Origin of the sequence: Methyloversatilis sp. (genome assembly GCF_965284615.1) — a bacterium.
GTDB lineage: Bacteria > Pseudomonadota > Gammaproteobacteria > Burkholderiales > Rhodocyclaceae > Methyloversatilis.
In genome coordinates this window covers 2,548,359-2,568,310 of the sequence record NZ_OZ260098.1, presented here as the reverse complement: position 1 = coordinate 2,568,310, position 19,952 = coordinate 2,548,359, and the positions used below count along the sequence as shown (strand labels likewise).

Genomic DNA, 19,952 nt, shown 5'->3' with positions numbered 1-19,952 from the left:
CTCACTCCTTGCTGCCGGATTTGAGCTGGCCGGTCAGTTCCAGCAGTTTCTGGACTCTTGCGCCCATCCGCATCAGCTTGGCCAATGTCTGGGCGTCGAGTCTCTGTACGTCGTCGAACCAGTTGCTCATCAGTTCGATCAGGTCGTGCATGCCCTTCATGCGCTCCTGGGCGACCCTGTCTTCCTCGCAGCTCGGTGTTTCGAGCAGCGCGCTGCGCAGCATCGACAAGGTCGGTTCCATCTCGCGCCGTCGGCGCTCTTCGGCCAACGTGCGGAAGATTTCCCAGGCGTCGCTCGGTGCCTCGAAATACTCGCGGCGGTCGCCCGCCACGTGCTTGAGCTTCACCAGCCGCCAGGACTGCAACTCCTTCAGCCCCATGCTGACGTTCGATCGCGAATAGGACAGCGTCTCGGCGATCTCGTCGGCGCACAGCGGCTTCGGCGACACGAAGATGAGGGCGTAGATCTGGCCAACCGTGCGGTTGATGCCCCAGCGGCTGCCCATCTCGCCGAAGTGCGCAACGAAGCTATGTACCAGCGGTGTCATGGTCTTCGGACTTTTCAAGTGCTATCTGAACGGCTGTTAATATAAATCAAATTTCAGAAAATACTGAAATTTCGGAAAGATCTGATCGTGACTCCGGGTATGGACCGGTCGTGCGTGAAGGCGGCTGGCGTCTATCCGTGATCGTCGGTGGTGTCAACCTCCGCCCGCGCGTCGGCGTTGCGGTGCAGCACGCAGGCAGACGGGGCGCGTCGGTATTGGTACAATCTCAGGTTGTCCTTCCGTTTCCCTAGCCGCCTTTACCGGAGATACCCATGGCCGCAGAACGTACCCTTTCGATCATCAAGCCCGACGCCGTTGCCAAGAACGTGATCGGCAAGATCTACCAGCGTTTCGAAGACGCCGGCCTGAAGATCGTCGCTTCCCGCATGACCCAGCTGTCGCGCGCCGAAGCCGAAGGCTTCTACGCCGTGCACCGCGAGCGTCCTTTCTTCAAGGATCTGGTCGATTTCATGATTTCCGGCCCGGTCATGATCCAGGTGCTGGAAGGCGAGGGCGCCATCCTGAAGAACCGCGACCTGATGGGTGCCACCGATCCGAAGAAGGCTGCGCCGGGCACCATCCGCGCCGATTTCGCCGACTCGATCGACGCCAACGCCGTGCACGGTTCGGATGCTCCGGAAACCGCCGCCGTCGAGATCGCCTACTTCTTCCCGGCGCTGAACGTCTACTCGCGCTGAGAGCACACGCGTGACCCGCACCAACCTGCTGCAATTCGACGCCGAGGGCTTCGCCGACTTCTTCACGAGTCTGGGCGAGAAGCCCTTCCGCGCGCGGCAGGTGATGCGATGGATACACCGCAATGGCGAAGGCGATTTCGACGCGATGAGCGACGTCGCCAAGTCCTTGCGTGCCAAGCTGGCGGACATCGCCTGCGTCGAGGCCCCGGTGCCGGTGCGTGACAGCACCAGTACCGACGGCACGCGCAAATGGCTGATCGATGTCGGTGCCGGCAATGCGGTGGAAACCGTGTTCATTCCGGAAGAGCGTCGCGGCACGCTGTGCATTTCGACGCAGGCCGGTTGCGCGCTGGACTGCGCTTTCTGCTCGACCGGCAAGCAGGGTTTCAACCGCAATCTCGAAGTGTCGGAAATCATCGGTCAGCTCTGGCTTGCCAATCGTGCGCTCGGCGCTGTGCGCGGTGGCGAGAATGACGGCGAGCGCGTGATTTCCAACGTCGTGATGATGGGCATGGGCGAGCCACTGGCCAATTTCGACGCCACGGTGGCGGCGCTCAAGCTGATGCTGGACGACAATGCATACGGTCTGTCGCGCCGTCGTGTGACGGTGTCAACCTCGGGCATCGTGCCGGCGATGGATCGCCTGCGCGACGCCTGCCCGGTCGCGCTGGCGGTGTCGCTGCACGCGCCGAACGACGCGCTGCGCGACGAGCTGGTGCCGATCAACAAGAAGTACCCGCTGCGCGAGCTGCTGGCCGCCTGCGTGCGCTATCTCGATCGCGCGCCGCGCGATTTCATCACCTTCGAGTACGTCATGCTCGACGGCGTGAACGACAGCGACGAGCACGCGCGACAACTGGTCGATATTGCCCGCCAGGTGCCGTGCAAGTACAACCTGATACCGTTCAACCCGTTCCCGCAAGCGCCTTTCGGACGTTCGTCGAAGGAGCGCATCCGCCGCTTCTCCGAAATCCTGATGGCCGAAGGCATCGTCACAACCACGCGCAAGACGCGCGGCGACGACGTCGATGCCGCGTGTGGCCAGCTCGCCGGCCAGGTGCTCGACCGCACCCGGCGCACCCGCAAGACCATTCCGATCCAGGAGGTTCCCGCACGGTGAAAAGATTGATTGCAGGCGCGGCCGCCGCGCTGTCCGCGGCGTGGCTGTTGGCCGGATGCGCCGGCGGTCAGACCGCCCGGCCGGGCACCGCCGCATCGAACGCCCCGTCTACGCCGGCTTCCGACTACCGGCCGGTCGAGAACATCGTTACCGGCGCCGCCCGCACCCGCGCCAAATCGCACACCGAACTCGGTCTGGCCTATCTGGAGGCGGGCAATGTCGCGGTGGCGCTTGACGAAGGCCGCCAGGCCCTGCGCGATGATTCGTCCTACGGCCCCGCCTACAACCTGATGGGTCTTGCCCACATGTACCTGCAGGAACGTCCGCAGGCGCGGGAGAATTTCGAGAAGGCACTGCGCCTGTCGCCGAGCGACCCGGACATCAACAACAATTTCGGCTGGTTCCTGTGTCAGAGCGGTGAGCGCGCACGTGCGATGGAACTGTTCAATACTGCGATCAAGAACCCGCTTTACGCGCACCCGACCCGCCCCTATACGAATGCCGGCCTGTGTGCGATGGAGGCGGGCGATCTGGCCGGGGCGGAGGTGAATTTCCTGCGTGCGATCAACGCCGATCCGGACAACCTGCAGGCTCTCTACAACCTCGCGGCCCTGTTCTATCGCCGGGCGAACTTCTACGAGGCGCGCAAGTATCTGAGCGACTTCCACGCCAAGACCGACCCGGTGGCGGAAAGTCTCTGGCTGGCCGTGCGTATCGAACGCAAGCTCGGTGACAAGGCGTCGGAATCGGGTTTTGCCGGTCAGCTGCGTCGCCGTTTTGCCGGTACGCCGCAGCACCAGGCGCTGATGCAGGGGAACTACGACTGATGACGGTCGATAACGCAATGCAGGAGTCATCTTTGCAGCAATCGGTCGGGGCGCAACTGCGCCGTGCGCGCGAAGCGCGCGGCATGACGGTCGAAGGCGTCGGTGCCGCGATCAAGCTGGCTGCGCGCCAGGTCGAAGCCATCGAAGCCGACGCTTACGCAGAACTGATGAATCCGACCTACGCCCGTGGTTTCATCCGCAACTACGCCGCCCTGATCGGTCTCGATCCGAAGTCGTTGCTGGCGCAGCTCGATCAACAGCAGGTGCGGGCGACGCCGCAGCTGGTCGAGCAGGCCGACGTTGGCGTCGCGATGCCTGTGCAGTCCCCGCGACGCAAATGGTTGCTGCCGCTGTTTGCCCTCAGCGTGCCGGTCGTCGTCGCCATCGCGCTCTATCTGTGGTCCGAATTCTGGACCGCGCCGGCCGCTGAGCAGGTGCAGGTGGAGCAGGAATCGGTGATGCCGCCGCCGGACGCTGTGGCTGAGCCCGAAGCGGAGCCGGCGACGCCGAGTACGGATGCGCAGGCGGCCGACGCCGTTGCGACCGAGGCGACGCTCGCGGCAGCGTTGCCCGAGGCTTCGCCGTCGCCGGCGGCCGAAACCGCCGTTGCGCCGCCCGTGGCGGGGCAGCGGCAGCTTGCATTCACCTTCGCAGCCGATTCCTGGGTTGAAATCCGCGATGCGCAGGATCACATCATCCTGTCCGAACTCAATCGCGCCGGCAGCTCGCGCAGCGTGGGTGCAGTGTTCCCGGTGTCGCTGGTGATCGGCAATGCGAAATCGGTCCGCCTGAGCATCGACGGCACGCCGCACGATCTGGCCCCGGCGACCAAGGTCGATGTCGCCCGTCTGAGGCTCGAATGATGAGTGAACTGTCCTCTGCCATCTCCCGTCGCGCCACGCGCACCGTGCGCGTCGGCGGTGTCGTCGTCGGATCGGCTGCACCGGTGGTGGTGCAGTCGATGACCAACACCGATACCGAAGATCACATCTCGACCGCGATCCAGGTCGCTCAACTGGCGCGCGCCGGCTCGGAAATCGTGCGCATCACCGTGAACACGATGGAGGCTGCCGCTGCCGTGCCCAAGGTGCGCGAGCAGTTGCTCAAGATGAACGTCAACGTACCGCTGGTCGGCGATTTTCATTTCAACGGTCACAAGCTGCTGCGCGAACACCCGGCCTGTGCCGAGGTGCTCGACAAGCTGCGCATCAACCCCGGCAATGTCGGCAAGGGCAGCAAGCGCGACGAGCAGTACGCCGCACTGATCGACATCGCCTGCCGCTACGACAAGCCGGTGCGCATCGGCGTGAACTGGGGCAGCCTGGACCAGGCGCTGCTCGCCCGCGTGATGGACGAGAACGCGCGTCGCCCGCAGCCCAAGGATGCGGTCGAGGTGATGCGCGAAGCCATGGTCACCTCGGCGCTCGAAAGTGCGGCGCAGGCGGTCGAGTGGGGGCTGTCGCCGGAGAAGATCATCCTGTCCTGCAAGGTGAGCGGTGTGCAGGACCTGATCGCCATCTATTCCGAACTGGCGAAGCGCTGCGACTATCCACTGCATCTGGGCCTGACCGAAGCCGGCATGGGTTCCAAGGGCATCGTGGCGTCAACCGCAGCGATGTCGGTGCTGCTGCAACAGGGCATCGGCGACACCATTCGCGTGTCGCTGACGCCGGAGCCGAATGGCGACCGCACGAAGGAAGTGATCGTCGCCCAGGAGATGCTGCAGACCATGGGGCTGCGTGCCTTCACGCCCATGGTCGCGGCCTGTCCCGGATGCGGCCGCACGACCTCGACCTTCTTCCAGGAACTGGCCGCTGACATCCAGACCTATGTCCGCGACAAGATGCCGGAGTGGAAGACGCAGTACGACGGCGTCGAGCGCATGACGCTGGCCGTGATGGGCTGTGTCGTGAACGGGCCGGGCGAGAGCAAGCACGCCAATATCGGCATTTCGTTGCCCGGCACCGGTGAAACGCCGGTCGCGCCGGTGTTCGAGGACGGCGAGAAGACGGTCACGCTGAAGGGCGACAATATCGCGGCGGAGTTCCGCGGCATCGTCGATGCCTACGTGGCCCGCACCTACACCAAGAAGATCGCCGGTCGCACCGGCGTCTGAACGAAGAACAATGAGCAAACTGCAAGCCGTTCGCGGCATGAACGACATCCTGCCGGACGAGGCGGAACGCTGGGAAGCATTCGAAACCATCGTGCGCGACTGGCTGCGTGGCTACGGCTACCGGCCGATCCGCATGCCGCTGCTGGAACATACGCCGCTGTTCAAGCGCGCCATCGGTGAAGTGACCGACATCGTCGAGAAGGAAATGTATTCCTTCGAGGACGCGCTCAACGGCGAGAACCTGACGTTGCGCCCCGAAGGTACCGCCTCCTGCGTGCGCGCGGTGACCGAGCACAACCTGCTGTACGACAGCCCGCGCAAGCTCTGGTATATGGGTCCGATGTTCCGCCATGAGCGTCCGCAGAAAGGACGCTACCGGCAGTTCCATCAGGTCGGCGTGGAAGCGCTGGGCTATGCCGGGCCGGACATCGACGCCGAACTGATCATCATGTGCCAGCGCCTGTGGGACGACCTGGACCTGATGGGCATCAAGCTCGAAATCAACTCGCTCGGTTCGCCGGAAGAGCGCCTGAAGCACCGCGCCGAACTGATCGCCTATTTCGAGGCGCACCAGGCCCAGCTCGACGACGACGCGAAGCGCCGGCTGCACAGCAATCCGCTGCGCATCCTGGACACCAAGAACCCGGCCATGCAGGCGCTGGTCGAAGCAGCGCCCAAGCTGTCCGATTACCTCGGCGAGGAATCGCTGGCGCATTTCACCGCGATCCAGGACACGCTGCGCGCCGCCAACATCCCGTTCCGCATCAATCCGCGCCTGGTGCGCGGGCTGGATTACTACAACCTCACCGTATTCGAGTGGGTGACCGATCAGCTCGGCGCCCAGGGTACGGTGTGTGCGGGCGGTCGTTACGACGGCCTGATCGCCCAGCTCGGCGGCAAGCCGGCGCCGGCGGCGGGTTTCGCCATGGGCATCGAGCGCCTGATGGCACTGTGGGACGCAAAGCAGGCCGACGCGCTGGTCGATCGGGTCGAGGTGTACATCGTGCACTCCGGCGCCGGCACCCAGACGGCCGCGTTCACGCTGGCCGAGCGTCTGCGCGACGGCGGTTTCGCGACGCTGATGCATTGCGGCGGCGGCAGCTTCAAGTCGCAGATGAAGCGCGCCGATGCCTCCGGTGCCATGGTCGCACTCATCCTCGGCGAGGACGAGGTCGCGGCCGGCGAAGTGACCTTCAAGCCGCTGCGCGGTGGCGAGCAGATGCGCGTCAGTCTCGACGACGTTGGCGAGCATCTGGCCGCCATGCTGCTGGACGACTTCGTCAGCGACCGCGACGACACTTTCCAATAACGAACTTTCAATAACCGGATTACCGGGCAGGAGCCGACACCATGGCAGCACTCGATCTGGAAGAACAGGAACAGCTCTCCGCCATCAAGGCGTGGTGGAACCAATGGGGCAATGCGATCACCTGGGCCGTGATCGCCATTTCGGCCGCCATCATCGGCCAGCAGGCATGGGGCTGGTATAACCGCGACCAGTCGGTCAAGGCGAGTGCCGTGTTCGACACGCTGCAGGAGGCGGCCCTGGCCGGTGACCTGAAGAAGACGCGCGAAGCGGCGGGAGAACTGACCGAACACTACGCCAGCAGCCCGTATGCGTCGCTGGGCGCGCTGCTTTCGGCCAAGGTTCACGTCGAGAACAGCGATACCAAGACGGCCCGTGCGCAGCTCGAATGGGTGAAGGACAAGGCGCCGGAAGACGTTCTGCGCGATCTGGCCCGCCTGCGTCTGGCCTACGTCATGATCGAGGAGCAGGCGTTCGACGACGCTGCGAAGTTGCTCGACGACAAGGCCGAGGCGTCGCTGGAAGCGCGCTTCCTCGAAGCACGTGGCGATCTGCACCTGATGCGCGACCAGCGCGACGAGGCGCGTGCCGCCTATCAGTCGGCGCTGACCAAGCTGGACGATATGATCAAGGCCGAAGGTGAGGCGGCGTCGCTGGCCCAGCAGGGCTATCGCAGCGTGATCGAAATCAAGCTGGACGCTGTGGGGGGCAAGCAGTGAAACGTGCTTCGGCCCTGCTGCTCGTCGCGGCGCTGACCGGGTGTTCGTCGCTGTCGCTGGACAGCCTGAATCCTTTCAGCGGCCCGTCCAAACCCAAGGTTCCGTCGCTGGGCGTGATCCAGCCGACGGCGCAGCTGGCCGAGGTGTGGCGTTTCGGCGCCGGCAAGTCGGAAAATTTCGTGTTCGAACCGGCAGTGATCGGCGGGACGGTCTATGTCGCCTCGCGCGAAGGTTCGATCGCGCGCATCGACGATGGCCGGCAGATCTGGAAGATCGACGCCGGCAAGAATCTGTCGGGCGGCGTCGGCGCCAATGAGCGCATGCTGGTGGTTGGTACGGAAAAGGGCGAAGTGCTGGCCTTCTCCACCGACGGCAAGCCGATGTGGCAGGGCAGCGTCACGTCGGAAGTGCTCAGCGCGCCCGAGGTGTCGGACGACATGGTGTTCGTGCGCAGCGCCGACAGCCGCATCCAGGCTTTTGCAGCCGCCGACGGTGCCCGCAAGTGGAACTACCAGCGTGCCAACCCGGCGCTGACACTGCGCACCCACGCCGGCCTGATCACGACGCCGTCGCTGGTGCTGGCCGGATTTCCCGGCGGCAAGCTGGTGGCGATCAATCGCACCAACGGTTCCGCGGTGTGGGAATCCAACGTGGCGCTGCCCAAGGGCTCGACCGAGCTGGAGCGCATCGCCGATGTGACCAGTCCGCCGGTGATCGCCGGTCGCGAGGTCTGCGCTACCGCTTTTCAGGGGCGGGTCGCCTGCTTCGAACTGAGCAGCGGCAACACCGTCTGGACGCGCGACATTTCTAGCAGCGCCGGCATCGACATCGATACACAGAATCTCTACATCAGCGATGACAAGGGCGCGGTGCATGCGCTCGATCGCGCCACCGGCGCCAGCCTGTGGAAGCAGGACAAGCTGGCCGGTCGCTTCCCGGGCAAGCCGCTTGCACTGGAGGGATTTGTTGCGGTCAGCGATGTCGAAGGTATCGTGCACCTGCTGCAGCGCGAGAACGGTGCCTTTGCTGCCCGCCTGAACGGTGACGGCAGTGCCATCAACGCGGCGATGCAGCCCTACGGACGCGCATTCATCGCCCAGAGCCGCGCCGGCAGCGTGCGCGCGCTGTCGGCACGCTGAGGAATTGATTTGAAACCCGTACTGGTACTGGTCGGTCGCCCCAATGTGGGCAAGTCAACATTGTTCAACCGCCTCACCAAGACGCGTGATGCGCTGGTCGCCGATTTTCCCGGCCTGACCCGCGATCGCCACTATGGCAACGGCCGCATGGGCGATCGCCCCTTTCTGGTGGTCAACACCGGCGGCTTCGAGCCGACCGCGCGCGACGGCATCATGGTCGAGATGGCGCAGCAGGCCGAGCAGGCGATCGCCGAAGCCGATGTGCTGGTGTTCATCGTCGATGGCCGCGCCGGGCTGACCGCGCACGACCGCGAGATCGCAGCCCGGCTGCGCCGCGTCGGCAAGCCTCTGGTGCTGGCCGTGAACAAGGCCGAGGGTATGCGGCGCGAGATCGTCGCCGCCGAGTTCCATGAACTGGGCCTGGGCGACATCCACGTCATTTCGTCGGCCCATGGCGAGGGCGTGCGCAATCTGGTCGATCACTGCCTCGAACCTTTCCCGCAGGATCCGCAGGACGAAGACGATGTCCGCGGCCCGAAGATTGCCGTGGCCGGTCGTCCGAATGTCGGCAAGTCAACGCTGATCAACGCGCTGCTCGGTGAGGAGCGTGTGATCGCCTTCGATCAGGCCGGCACCACGCGCGACGCGATCAGCATTCCGTTCCAGCGTGGCGGGAAGGAGTACACGCTGATCGACACCGCGGGCCTGCGGCGCAAGGGCCGGGTGTTCGAGTCGATCGAGAAGTTCTCGGTGATCAAGACGGTGCAGGCGATCGAGCAGTCAAACGTCTGCGTCCTGGTGCTCGACGCGACCCAGGAGGTGTCGGATCAGGACGCCCACATCGGCGGCTTCATCGTCGAGAGCGGTCGTGCGCTGGTGCTGGTGGTCAACAAGTGGGACGCAGTGGACAGCTACCGCCGCGAAATCTTCAAACGGGAGATCGCGCGCAAGCTGGGCTTTCTCGGCTTCGCGCGCCAGCTCTACATTTCGGCGCTGGAGGGGCAGGGCGTCAGTGGCATTTTCGGCGCAGTGGACGCCGCTTACGCCGCGGCGATGATCAAGCTGCCAACGCCACGCCTGACGCGGGCGCTGCAGGCCGCGGTCGAAAAACAGGCGCCGCCCAAGCACGGTCTTTTCCGCCCGAAGATGCGTTACGCGCACCAGGGCGGCATGAATCCGCCGGTCATCGTGATTCACGGCAGTGCGCTCGAGCACATCGCCGACAGTTACCGGCGTTTCCTCGAACGCAGTTTCCTCGAAACCTTCAAGCTTCAGGGCACGCCCTTGCGGGTCCAGTTCCGCACCGCGCACAACCCTTTTGCCGCACGGGAAAAATGATCGGCCGCTCCGGGATCAAATCGGCTGACGCCGCGTCCAAGGCTGCGGTGCATCAAAAAATCCAGTACAGTTGAATTTCAAATATACAAGAGGTGTTCCCATGAGCAACAAAGGGCAAATGCTACAAGACCCCTTCCTCAACACCCTGCGCCGTGAGCACGTTCCGGTCGCGATTTACCTGGTCAATGGCATCAAGCTGCAGGGCCAGATCGAGTCTTTCGATCAGTACGTCGTGCTGCTGAAGAACACGGTCACCCAGATGGTTTACAAGCACGCGATTTCCACCGTCGTGCCGGCCCGTCCGGTCAACATCCAGCACGACCAGGGCGAGGGCAGTTGATTCCGTTCCCGTCCTCTACCATGAAAGCCTGCGCGGATGTTTGACCGTCCGTCAGGTGGGGAGCGTGCGGTCATCGTCCAGCTCGACCTTGGCGCGAGGGACTACGAAGACCGTCTCGACGAATTCACGCTGCTGGTGCGCAGCGCCGGTGCCGAGCCGGTCGCTCGCGTCGGTGGGCGCCGGCAGTCGCCGGACCCGGCCACCTTCGCCGGCAAGGGCAAGGTTGCGGAAATCCTCGATCTGGCCAACGCCAACGAGGCCGACATCGTCCTGTTCAACCACGAACTGTCGCCGGGGCAACAGCGCAACCTCGAGCGCGCGCTGTCGCGCCGGGTGATCGACCGCAATGCGCTCATCCTCGACATTTTCGCGCTGCGTGCGCGCAGCCACGAGGGCAAGCTGCAGGTCGAACTGGCTCAGCTCGAACACCTGGCCACTCGCCTGGTGCGCGGCTGGACTCACCTGGAACGGCAGAAGGGCGGCATCGGTCTGCGCGGTCCAGGCGAAACCCAGCTTGAAACCGACCGTCGCCTGCTTGGGGAACGCGTCAAGGCGCTGAAAGAGAAGCTTGAGCGCGTTGAGCGCCAGCGTGGCGTGCGGCGCAAGTCGCGTGAGCGCCGTGAAACGCCGGTCGTCGCTCTGGTCGGCTACACCAACGCCGGCAAGTCCACGCTGTTCAATGCGCTGACCAAAGCCGGCACCTATGCTGCGGACCAGTTGTTCGCGACGCTGGACACGACATCGCGCCAGCTCTACCTCGGCGACTTCGGTCAGGTGGTGCTTTCGGATACGGTGGGTTTCATCCGCGATCTGCCGCACACGCTTGTGGCGGCCTTCCATGCAACGCTCGAAGAGACCGCGGGCGCCGATCTGCTGTTGCACGTGATCGATGCGTCGGCCCCCGATCGCGACGCGCAGATCGCGGCAGTGGACAAGGTGTTGGCGGAAATCGGTGCCGATGCGGTGCCGCAGATCCGCGTGCTGAACAAGGTCGATCTGGTGCCCGCTCTGGCGCCCGGAGCCGATTCCGGGGCCTGTGATACCATTCAAACGGCGCGTGTAAGCGCTCGTACGGGTGCCGGACTCGCCGATCTGAGGGCGGCGGTGACGCAGCGCCTGATTGACGAACGAATAGCTGCCGCCAACCGGAAGTCACCGAATGACGATCCGCGTGGGCTGAATCTGGAACCCTCGTCGAGGTCTGCACTCCCAGTCATCTCACCGTCGGCGGGTGATGAAGCTTCGTCAGCCGACGGAGCGAACGCGTCACCCGACTCATCCATCCTTACTTATCCAGTCTGAACGTGCTCAATGCGATCTTGATGTCGCTCAATGACCCCCGCTGGGGCAATCAGGGCGGCAACGGCAACAAGGGCGGCAACCAGGGACCGCCCGATCTGGAAGATCTCTGGCGTGACTTCAATCGTCAACTGTCCGGCATGTTTGGCGGCAAGTCCTCGGGCGATGGAGGCAACGAGGCGCGCCCGCCAGTCGGGCCACGCCAGTTCGGCGGTGGCATCGGCATCATTCTCGGCCTCGTGCTCATCGTCTGGCTGGCCAGTGGTCTGTACATCGTGGATGCCAGCCAGCGTGGCGTCGTGCTGCGCTTCGGCAAGCTGCACGAAACGACCGAGCCGGGCCTGCAGTGGCGCCTGCCGTTCCCGATCGATTCGCACGAGCTGGTCAATCTGACCGGCGTGCGCACGGTCGAAATCGGCTACCGCGGCAGTGAGCGCAACAAGGTGCTGAACGAAGCGCTGATGCTCACCGACGACGAGAACATCATCAACATCCAGTTCGCGGTGCAGTACATCCTGAAGGATCCGGTTGCCTACCTGTTCCAGAACCGCCTGCCGGAAGACACGGTGGTGCACGCGGCCGAGACCGCGATGCGCGAGATCGTCGGCAAGAGCAAGATGGACTTCGTGCTGTATGAAGGTCGCGAACAGATCGCCGTCGATGCGCAGCGCATCATGCAGCAGATCCTCGATCGCTATCAGACCGGCATCCAGATCAGCAAGCTGACGCTGCAGAACGCCCAGCCGCCGGAGCAGGTTCAGGCCGCGTTCGACGACGCGGTGAAGGCCGGGCAGGATCTCGAACGGCAGAAGAACGAGGGCCAGGCCTACGCGAACGATGTCATTCCGAAGGCGCGCGGTACCGCTTCGCGTCTGATGGAAGAAGCCAACGGTTACAAGCAGCGCATCATCGCGACTGCGGAAGGTGACGCCAGCCGTTTCAAGCAGGTGCTGTCCGAGTATGTGAAGGCGCCCGAAGTGACGCGCCAGCGCATGTACATCGACACCATGCAGCAGATCATGACCAATACGAGCAAGCTGATGATCGACGCCAAGGGCAGCGGCAACCTGCTGTACCTGCCGCTGGACAAGCTGATGCAGCAGTCGGGTGTGGCGACCGATGGCGTTGCCCGTCCGGCTGAGCCGATGACGCTGCCGCCGCTGATGAACGACCAGACGGCAAATGATGCGCGCAACCGTGAAGCGCTGCGTTCGCGTGAGCGGGGAGAGCGTTGATGAAGGAAAAGCTTCCTCTGCTGCTGGGCAGCATCATCCTCGCCATCGTGCTCGCGTCAACCTCGCTGTTCACGGTGGATCAGCGTCAGTACGCGATCGTTTTCCAGCTTGGTGAAGTCCGTAACGTGATCGAACAGCCGGGCCTGCATTTCAAGTGGCCACTGGTGCAGAACGTACGCGTGTTCGACCGTCGCATCCTGACGCTGGACAGTGCCGATCCTGAGCGCTTCATCACGTCGGAAAAGAAGAACGTGCTGGTGGACCTGTTCGTGAAGTGGCGCATCACCGATGTGAAGCAGTACTACATTTCGGTGGGCGGCAACGAACGCCTGGCGGAAACGCGCCTGCTGCAGACCGTGAATGCCGGCCTGCGGGAGGAATTCGGTCGCCGCACCGTGCACGAGGTCGTATCGGGCGAGCGCGACAAGATCATGGAGGACATGCGGAGCAAGGCCAACGTCGATGCGGTGAAGATCGGCGTCGAGATCGTCGATGTGCGTCTCAAGCGCGTCAACCTGCCGAGCGAAGTGTCGGAATCGGTCTACCGCCGTATGGAAGCGGAGCGCAAGCGCGTTGCCAACGAACTGCGTTCGCGTGGTTCGGCCGAGGCCGAGAAGATCCGCGCCGATGCCGATCGCCAGCGCGAAATCATCGTCGCCGAAGCCTACCGCGAAGCGCAGAAGATCAAGGGTGAGGGCGACGCCCAGGCGGCCGCGATCTACGGCAGCGCGTTTGGCTCAAATCCCGAGTTCTACGCTTTCTACCGCAGCATGGACGCTTACCAGAAGAGTTTCCGCAGCAAGAGCGACGTGCTTGTGATCGAGCCGAATTCGGATTTCTTCCGCTATCTGAAGAATGGTTCGAAGGCACCCGGGAAGTAAACACAGCGGGTGAAGCCGGTGGGCGTGCTGTATAGTCCACGGGTTGTTCCACAAGGGAACCAGACCGAAGGCGACAGCCCGCATTGCGGGCTGTGCCTTTTTTGCTGATGGAATCAATCCTGTTGATCGCTGTGGGGCTCATGCTCGTCATCGAGGGTGTGCTCCCCTTTGTCGCGCCCCGTCTGTGGCGCGACACCTTCCGACGGGCGACCGAACTGGCAGACGGCCAGTTGCGCTTCGTCGGCCTGACTTCAATGATTATCGGTATCGCGCTGATCGCGCTGTTCAAGTGATGCGTCGCTGGCTGCTTCCTGAATCCATAGAAGACCTGCTCCCCGATGAAGCACGGCAGGTCGAGCGTCTGCGCCGCGGATTGCTCGACGAATTCGCGCTGCACGGTTACGAGCTGGTTTCCCCCCGCTGGTCGAGTACATCGAGTCACTGCTGACCGGCAGTGGCCGCGACATGGATCTGCGCACCTTCAAGCTGGTCGATCAGCTGTCGGGTCGCACCATGGGATTGCGTGCAGACATCACGCCACAGGTGGCGCGCATCGACTCGCACCTGCTCAATCGAAACGGCGTCGTGCGTCTGTGCTACTGCGGCCCCGTCGTGCATGCATTGCCGTCCGGCTTCAACGCAACGCGCGAGCCGATACAGCTCGGTGCCGAGCTGTATGGCCACGCAGGTATCGAAGCCGATATCGAGCTGATCGGCCTGCTGCTGCGTGCGCTCGAGGTGGCGGGTGTGCAACCGGCGCGCGTCGATCTCGGCCATGTCGGCGTGTTCCGGGCACTGGCTTCGCGCCTGCAATCCGCGGCGCTGCGCAGCGAGGACGGCGAGCAGGAGCTGTTTGCCGCGCTGCAGTGCAAGGACCTGCCGGCGCTGCGCCAGTTGCTCGTCGATGAACCGGCCCAGGTGCGCGACGCCTTCATGGCGCTGCCGGGGCTGTACGGCAAGATCGATGTACTGGCGAGGGCGCGTGCGGAGCTGCCGGACTGGCCGGACATCGGCCAGGCGCTGGACGCATTGGCGCAACTCGCGGCGGCGATCGATCCGGCCGTGGCGGGTGTGGATCTGGCCGATCTGCGCGGCTACCACTATCACAGCGGCGTGAGCTTCGCGGTCTATTGCGCCGGTCAGGCGCAGGCAATCGCGCTGGGCGGGCGCTACGATGAAGTGGGCAAGGCCTTCGGCCGGTCGCGGCCGGCAAGCGGGTTCAGCCTCGATCTGCGTCAGCTGGCGCAGCTTGCTCCAACCGTCGGCGCGAAGTCAGCCATTCTTGCGCCGGCGGTCGCCGACGCTGCGCTGCGTGCCCGCGTGAGTGCGCTGCGGGCGCAAGGTGAAACGGTGATTGCGGCACTGCCCGGTCACGACGACGATGTGCAGGAACTGGCGTGCACTCGCCAGCTGGTATTTGTTGAAGGTGAGTGGCAGGTGAAGCCGCTCGAAAGAAAGGTTTGAGCATGGCAAAGAACGTAGTGGTCATCGGCAGCCAGTGGGGCGACGAGGGCAAAGGCAAGGTCGTCGATTGGCTGACCGATCACGCGCAGGGCGTCGTGCGCTTCCAGGGCGGCCACAACGCGGGCCACACGCTGGTGATCAAGGGGCAGAAGTACGCGCTGAACCTGATCCCGTCCGGCATCATGCGCGACGGTGTCGCCTGCTACATCGGCAATGGCGTCGTGCTGTCGGCGTCCCATCTGCTGTCGGAAATCGATAAGCTGGAGGCGGGTGGCATCGAGGTGCGTTCGCGTCTGAAGGTGAGCGAGGCCTGCCCGCTCATCCTGCCCTTCCACAGCGCGGTCGATATCGCGCGTGAAGACGCACGTGGCGGCGCCAAGATCGGTACCACCGGCAAGGGCATCGGCCCGGCCTATGAAGACAAGGTCGCGCGCCGCGCATTGCGCGTGCTTGATCTGTTCAATCCCGAGCGCTTCGCCGAGAAGCTGCGCGAGGTGATGGAATTCCACAACTTCCTGCTGGAAAAGCAGCTTGGCGCCAAGCCGGTTGATTATCAGCAGACGCTCGATGACGTCCTGGCGCTCGCGCCGAGGCTCCTGCCCATGGTGGCCGACGTGTCGGCGCTGCTGCACGCGGCGCACAAGCGCGGCGACAATCTGCTGTTCGAGGGCGCGCAGGGAACGCTGCTGGATGTCGATCATGGCACCTATCCCTACGTCACATCGAGCAACTGCGTGGCCGGTGCGGCCAGCGCCGGCGCTGGCGTCGGCCCGGGCATGCTGCATTACGTGCTGGGCATCACCAAGGCCTACACCACCCGCGTCGGTTCCGGTCCGTTCCCGAGCGAACTGCCGATCGAGGAAGAGGGCACCGTGGGCCATCATCTGTCAACCATCGGTCACGAGCGTGGCACGGTGACCGGCCGCGTGCGCCGCTGCGGCTGGTTCGATGCGGCTGCGCTGCGCCGTTCGATCCAGATCAATGGCGTGACTGGCCTGTGTCTGACCAAGCTCGACGTGCTCGACGGCATCGAGGAACTGCAGGTCTGTACCGGCTATCGCGTCAACGGTGAGGTGTCCGACCTGCTGCCTCTGGGGTCGGAGCGCGTCGGTGCCTGCGAGCCCATCTACGAGACGTTGCCCGGCTGGGATGGCACGACGGTGGGGGCGAAGCGGGTGGAGGATCTGCCGGCCAATGCACGCGCCTACATCGCGCGCATCGAGGCCTTGTGCGACGTGCCGGTCAACATGATCTCGACCGGCCCAGATCGCGAAGAGACCATCGTGCTTCGTCATCCCTTCGAGTGAGGGTGACGGGTACGACGAACCGCATGCCCCGGAAGGGGTGTGCGGATTTTTTGTTTTTGGCGGCAGCAGAAAACAAAAAAGCCGACATTTCTGTCGGCTTTTCTGCTGGCTTGTTTGGTGCCCAGGAGAGGACTCGAACCTCCACACCTTGCGGCACTAGTACCTGAAACTAGCGCGTCTACCAATTTCGCCACCTGGGCAAGAGGCTGCGCATTTTATACTAGGCATCTACGTTGTCAAGAGAAAAAGAGAAAAAAGTGAAACTGAGCAAGATCCGCCGCGCGGATCCCTTCTTCGAGCGGGAGACCGCTCGCTACGAGAACCCGTTGCCGAGCCGCGAATACATCGTTCAAGTGCTTGAGCAGGCAGCGGTTCCGATGAGTGCCGACGAACTGGTCCAGGCACTCGACATACAGCCGCACGAGCGCGATTACTTCGTGCGTCGCCTCGGTGCGATGGAGCGCGAGGCGCAGCTGATGCGCAATCGTCGCGACGCCTACATCATCCCCGACAAGGCCGATCTGATCGCGGGTCGCGTGGAGGGACATCCCGACGGTTTCGGTTTCGTCATCGTTGGCGACGACAAGACGCCGCCTGGGGCCAAGGCTGAGCGCAAGGACATCTTCCTGAGCGCGCAGGAAATGCGCAGCGTGCTGCACGGTGACCGCGTGCTGGTACGCATCAGCGGCACCGACCGTCGCGGCCGGCCCGAGGGCAAGGTGGTCGAGGTGACTGAGCGCGCGAATTCGCGCCTGATCGCCCGTGTGGTCGAGGAGCACGGCGTGCAGTTCTGCATCGCCGAGAACCGCCGCATCCGTCAGCAGATCGTGCTGGCCGCCCCCGAGAAGGGCAAGCGTGCGCTGAAGGCCGCGGCCGGCGCAGTGGTCGAGGTCGAACTGATCGAACAGCCGACGCGCTATACGCCGCCCATCGGTCGCGTGGTCGAGGTGCTGGGCAACTACGGCGACTCCGGCATGGAGATCGAGATCGCGCTGCGCAAGCACGACATGCCGCACGAGTTCTCGGCCAAGGTGCTGGCGGCGACCAAGCGTCTGCCGGACGAGGTGCGCGAGAAGGACTGCGCCGGCCGTGTCGATCTGCGCGACCTCGAACTGGTCACCATCGACGGTGAAACGGCGAAGGACTTTGACGACGCCGTGTATTGCGAGAAACAGGGGCGGGGCTTCCGCCTCGTCGTGGCCATCGCCGACGTGAGTCATTACGTGAAACCGGGCACGGCGCTCGATGCCGAGGCCTTCGAGCGCGGCAATTCGGTCTACTTCCCGCGCCGGGTCATTCCGATGCTGCCGGAGAAGCTGTCCAACGGGCTGTGCTCGCTCAATCCGCAGGTGGACCGCCTGTGCATGGTGTGCGATATGGACGTGTCCGCGGCCGGCGCGATCCAGCGTTACCGCTTCTACGCCGCAGTGATGAATTCCAAGGCACGCCTCACCTACACCGAGGTTGCGGCCGCCCTTTATGACAAGGATGCCGACACCCGCAAGCGGCTCAAGCCGCTGCTGCCGCGCCTCGAAGCGCTGGACGCGGTGTTCCGTGTCTTTGGCAAGGCGCGTGCGAAGCGCGGCGCTATCGACTTCGAAACGGTCGAGACGCAGATGCTGTTCAACGATGCCGGCAAGATCGAGCGCATCGTGCCGTACGCGCGCAACGACGCGCACCGGCTGATCGAGGAGTGCATGCTGGCGGCCAACGTCTGCGCTTCGCGTTTCCTCGAGGAGAGCGGGCAGGACACACTGTACCGCGTGCATGAAGGCCCGAGCGAAGACCGCCTGCAGAAGCTGCGCGCCTTCCTCGGTGAGTTCGGCTTCCAGCTCGGTGGCGGCGACAAGCCGCACGCGAAGGACTACGCCGCGCTGCTCGAGCGCATCGGCGACCGCCCGGATCGCCAACTGCTGCAGACGGTGATGCTGCGCTCGCTGCGCCAGGCCATCTACAGCCCCGACAACGTCGGTCACTTCGGCTTGGCCTACGAGGCGTACACGCACTTCACTTCGCCGATCCGCCGCTATCCCGACCTGCTGGTGCACCGCGCGATCAAGGCTGCGCTGGCGAAGAAGAGGTACGAGCCGGGCGACTGGTCCGACATCGGTCTGCACTGCTCGACCACCGAGCGGCGCGCCGACGAAGCCAGTCGCGATGTGACCAACTGGCTCAAGTGCTACTTCATGCAGGACCGCGTCGGCGAGGAGTTCGAAGGCAGCGTGTCGGCGGTCGTGCCTTTCGGTCTGTTCGTCGCGCTCGATGACGTGTTCATCGAAGGCCTGGTGCATATTTCCGACCTCGGCGCCGATTACTTCCATTACGACGAAGGCAAGCATCGCCTGGTCGGTGAGCGCAGCGGCCGCATCTATCGTCTGGCTGATCGCGTGCGCATCCAGGTCGTGCGGGTCGATCTCGACAACACGCGCATCGATTTCCGACTCGCCGGCGGTGCCGAGCGGGACTTCGGTCGTGTGCCGCAGCAGGCGAAGCTGACGCCCAAGCAGGGCCCGACCGGCGCGGCTTCGCGCCGGCGCGTCGAGCGCGACGCGTCTGCGCGGGAAGATAAGCCGGTATCGCACGCCAAGGGGAAGGCGAAGCCTGTCGCACCGGACGTGACAGCGCCCGCGCCGCGCACTGAACCGCCTGCCCGGGCGCCCAAGCCAAAGGGAAGCAAGGCTGCAGCGCCGAAGCCGGCAGCGAAGAAGACGGCGAAGAGCGCAACGAAGAAGACGACAGGAAAGAAGAGCGCAGTGAGCAAAACCCCGGCGAAGAAGCCGTCCGCCGCCAAGAAGAGCGGCGCCCGCACACCGAAGTCGGCAGTGCCGAAGCGGAGGGTGCGCGAATGAGCGATACCCGCTACATCTTCGGTTTCCACGCGGTCACCGCGAAGATCCGCCACGCCCCGGATGCGGTGAAGGAGCTGTTCGTTTCCACTGCACGCCAGGACGGTCGCATGCGCGACTTGATTCGCGCTGCCGAGGCGTCCGGCGTCAAGTGGGTGCAGATGGAGCCGGCGCGCCTTGACGGGCTCGCCGGCGGCGCCGCGCGTCACCAGGGCGTCGTGGCGCGCGTGCTGGCGCAAATTCCTTACCGGTCGCTCGACGACGTACTGGATACGCTGTCCGAGCCGCCGCTGCTGCTGGTGCTCGACGGCATCCAGGATCCGCACAACCTCGGCGCCTGCCTGCGCGTGGCGGATGCGGCCGGTGCGCACGCCGTGGTCGCACCGCGCGACCGCGCGGTCGGCCTGAACGCAACGGCGATCAAGGTGGCCAGTGGCGCGGCCGACACCGTACCGTACGTGACGGTGACCAATCTGGCGCGCAGCCTGCGCGAAATGAAGGAGCGCGAGATTCTGACCATCGGCGCGGCCGGTGAGGCCGACAAGTCAATGTATGCGGTCGACCAGTCGGGCGCAGTGGCGTGGGTGCTCGGTGCCGAGGGCGACGGCATGCGCCGGCTTACCCGCGAAACCGTCAACGTGCTGGCGTCGATTCCGATGCATGGCACGGTCGAAAGCCTGAATGTGTCGGTGGCCAGCGGCGTGTGCCTGTTCGAGGCGCGGCGCCAGCGCACGGCCCGGGCAGGCTGAGCACGGCTTGTAAGAATCACG

Annotated in this window: 18 protein-coding genes, 1 tRNA gene and 1 pseudogene; 18 read left to right on the top strand and 2 right to left on the bottom strand. The window is 64.4% G+C overall.

The window, feature by feature from the left end; all coding sequences use genetic code 11:
- Window position 1: 1 nt before the first annotated feature.
- Window positions 2-565, bottom strand: coding sequence for a GbsR/MarR family transcriptional regulator (locus ACQ66H_RS12140; protein ID WP_232419627.1), 564 nt, complete (start codon window positions 563-565; stop codon window positions 2-4).
- A 254-nt stretch (window positions 566-819) separates the two neighbouring features.
- Between ACQ66H_RS12140 and ndk the strand changes: the two genes are divergently transcribed.
- The 16 genes and pseudogenes from ndk (at window position 820) to ACQ66H_RS12060 (ending at window position 16,336) form a co-directional block, all read left to right on the top strand.
- Window positions 820-1,245 carry a nucleoside-diphosphate kinase gene (gene ndk, locus ACQ66H_RS12135; RefSeq protein ID WP_008058959.1) on the top strand — a complete coding sequence of 142 codons (426 nt, stop codon included), beginning with the start codon at window positions 820-822 and terminating at the stop codon, window positions 1,243-1,245.
- Between the two features lie 10 nt (window positions 1,246-1,255).
- Window positions 1,256-2,365 (top strand): 23S rRNA (adenine(2503)-C(2))-methyltransferase RlmN, encoded by a 1,110-nt coding sequence (gene rlmN, locus ACQ66H_RS12130; protein WP_020164943.1) that lies wholly within the window; start codon window positions 1,256-1,258, stop codon window positions 2,363-2,365.
- On the top strand, window positions 2,362-3,192 hold the full coding sequence (gene pilW / locus ACQ66H_RS12125) for a type IV pilus biogenesis/stability protein PilW (RefSeq protein ID WP_430434234.1): 831 nt from the start codon (window positions 2,362-2,364) through the stop codon (window positions 3,190-3,192). Before rlmN ends, pilW begins: the two co-directional genes overlap by 4 nt.
- 17 nt (window positions 3,193-3,209) lie before the next feature.
- The gene (locus ACQ66H_RS12120; protein ID WP_430434233.1) at window positions 3,210-4,055 is read left to right on the top strand and encodes a RodZ domain-containing protein; all 846 of its coding nucleotides are present in this window, start codon (window positions 3,210-3,212) and stop codon (window positions 4,053-4,055) included.
- Window positions 4,055-5,308, top strand: a complete 1,254-nt coding sequence (gene ispG / locus ACQ66H_RS12115; protein WP_430435628.1) for a flavodoxin-dependent (E)-4-hydroxy-3-methylbut-2-enyl-diphosphate synthase — start codon at window positions 4,055-4,057, stop codon at window positions 5,306-5,308. The genes ACQ66H_RS12120 and ispG overlap by 1 nt, the downstream gene beginning before the upstream one ends.
- Before the next feature lie 10 nt (window positions 5,309-5,318).
- Entirely contained in the window at window positions 5,319-6,617 is a 1,299-nt protein-coding gene (hisS, locus tag ACQ66H_RS12110; protein WP_430434232.1) for a histidine--tRNA ligase, read from the top strand.
- A 41-nt stretch (window positions 6,618-6,658) separates the two neighbouring features.
- Window positions 6,659-7,333 (top strand): YfgM family protein, encoded by a 675-nt coding sequence (locus ACQ66H_RS12105; RefSeq protein WP_430434231.1) that lies wholly within the window; start codon window positions 6,659-6,661, stop codon window positions 7,331-7,333.
- A complete protein-coding gene (bamB, locus tag ACQ66H_RS12100; RefSeq protein ID WP_430434230.1) occupies window positions 7,330-8,472 on the top strand; it encodes an outer membrane protein assembly factor BamB in 1,143 nt (380 codons plus the stop codon). Before ACQ66H_RS12105 ends, bamB begins: the two co-directional genes overlap by 4 nt.
- 9 nt (window positions 8,473-8,481) lie before the next feature.
- Window positions 8,482-9,810: a ribosome biogenesis GTPase Der gene (der, locus tag ACQ66H_RS12095; protein ID WP_430434229.1), complete on the top strand. Its 1,329-nt coding sequence runs from the start codon at window positions 8,482-8,484 to the stop codon at window positions 9,808-9,810.
- Window positions 9,811-9,910: 100 nt separating this feature from the next.
- Window positions 9,911-10,150: an RNA chaperone Hfq gene (hfq, locus tag ACQ66H_RS12090; RefSeq protein WP_019917982.1), complete on the top strand. Its 240-nt coding sequence runs from the start codon at window positions 9,911-9,913 to the stop codon at window positions 10,148-10,150.
- Window positions 10,151-10,186: 36 nt separating this feature from the next.
- Complete coding sequence (gene hflX, locus ACQ66H_RS12085; RefSeq protein WP_430434228.1) at window positions 10,187-11,452, top strand: GTPase HflX; 1,266 nt, start codon at window positions 10,187-10,189, stop codon at window positions 11,450-11,452.
- A gap of 20 nt (window positions 11,453-11,472) precedes the next feature.
- A complete protein-coding gene (gene hflK, locus ACQ66H_RS12080) occupies window positions 11,473-12,684 on the top strand; it encodes an FtsH protease activity modulator HflK (RefSeq protein WP_430434227.1) in 1,212 nt (403 codons plus the stop codon).
- Entirely contained in the window at window positions 12,684-13,565 is an 882-nt protein-coding gene (gene hflC / locus ACQ66H_RS12075; protein WP_430434226.1) for a protease modulator HflC, read from the top strand. Before hflK ends, hflC begins: the two co-directional genes overlap by 1 nt.
- 107 nt (window positions 13,566-13,672) lie before the next feature.
- Window positions 13,673-13,858 carry a DUF2065 domain-containing protein gene (locus tag ACQ66H_RS12070; RefSeq protein WP_019917986.1) on the top strand — a complete coding sequence of 62 codons (186 nt, stop codon included), beginning with the start codon at window positions 13,673-13,675 and terminating at the stop codon, window positions 13,856-13,858.
- Window positions 13,858-15,029: pseudogene (locus ACQ66H_RS12065) on the top strand (ATP phosphoribosyltransferase regulatory subunit). The gene ACQ66H_RS12070 and the pseudogene ACQ66H_RS12065 overlap by 1 nt, the downstream one beginning before the upstream one ends.
- 2 nt (window positions 15,030-15,031) lie before the next feature.
- A complete protein-coding gene (locus tag ACQ66H_RS12060; RefSeq protein ID WP_430434225.1) occupies window positions 15,032-16,336 on the top strand; it encodes an adenylosuccinate synthase in 1,305 nt (434 codons plus the stop codon).
- Between the two features lie 115 nt (window positions 16,337-16,451).
- Here the strand turns inward: ACQ66H_RS12060 and ACQ66H_RS12055 are convergent.
- Window positions 16,452-16,536: transfer RNA gene (locus tag ACQ66H_RS12055), tRNA-Leu, on the bottom strand.
- Between the two features lie 57 nt (window positions 16,537-16,593).
- On the opposite strand from ACQ66H_RS12055, the gene rnr reads away from it, so the two are divergent.
- Entirely contained in the window at window positions 16,594-19,185 is a 2,592-nt protein-coding gene (gene rnr, locus ACQ66H_RS12050) for a ribonuclease R (RefSeq protein ID WP_430434224.1), read from the top strand.
- Complete coding sequence (rlmB, locus tag ACQ66H_RS12045; protein ID WP_430434223.1) at window positions 19,182-19,931, top strand: 23S rRNA (guanosine(2251)-2'-O)-methyltransferase RlmB; 750 nt, start codon at window positions 19,182-19,184, stop codon at window positions 19,929-19,931. The genes rnr and rlmB overlap by 4 nt, the downstream gene beginning before the upstream one ends.
- Window positions 19,932-19,952: the final 21 nt, after the last annotated feature.

What these genes read in the sequence shown, in the direction of transcription:
- hflK (WP_430434227.1), top strand. Translation starts at nt 11,473, where the DNA reads ATGTCGCTCAATGACCCCCGCTGGGGCAATCAGGGCGGCAACGGCAAC.
- ACQ66H_RS12105 (WP_430434231.1), top strand. Translation starts at nt 6,659, where the DNA reads ATGGCAGCACTCGATCTGGAAGAACAGGAACAGCTCTCCGCCATCAAG.
- ACQ66H_RS12070 (WP_019917986.1), top strand. Translation starts at nt 13,673, where the DNA reads ATGGAATCAATCCTGTTGATCGCTGTGGGGCTCATGCTCGTCATCGAG.
- ndk (WP_008058959.1), top strand. Translation starts at nt 820, where the DNA reads ATGGCCGCAGAACGTACCCTTTCGATCATCAAGCCCGACGCCGTTGCC.
- ACQ66H_RS12060 (WP_430434225.1), top strand. Translation starts at nt 15,032, where the DNA reads ATGGCAAAGAACGTAGTGGTCATCGGCAGCCAGTGGGGCGACGAGGGC.
- ACQ66H_RS12120 (WP_430434233.1), top strand. Translation starts at nt 3,210, where the DNA reads ATGCAGGAGTCATCTTTGCAGCAATCGGTCGGGGCGCAACTGCGCCGT.
- ispG (WP_430435628.1), top strand. Translation starts at nt 4,055, where the DNA reads ATGAGTGAACTGTCCTCTGCCATCTCCCGTCGCGCCACGCGCACCGTG.
- hflC (WP_430434226.1), top strand. Translation starts at nt 12,684, where the DNA reads ATGAAGGAAAAGCTTCCTCTGCTGCTGGGCAGCATCATCCTCGCCATC.
- hfq (WP_019917982.1), top strand. Translation starts at nt 9,911, where the DNA reads ATGAGCAACAAAGGGCAAATGCTACAAGACCCCTTCCTCAACACCCTG.
- rlmB (WP_430434223.1), top strand. Translation starts at nt 19,182, where the DNA reads ATGAGCGATACCCGCTACATCTTCGGTTTCCACGCGGTCACCGCGAAG.
- hflX (WP_430434228.1), top strand. Translation starts at nt 10,187, where the DNA reads ATGTTTGACCGTCCGTCAGGTGGGGAGCGTGCGGTCATCGTCCAGCTC.
- hisS (WP_430434232.1), top strand. Translation starts at nt 5,319, where the DNA reads ATGAGCAAACTGCAAGCCGTTCGCGGCATGAACGACATCCTGCCGGAC.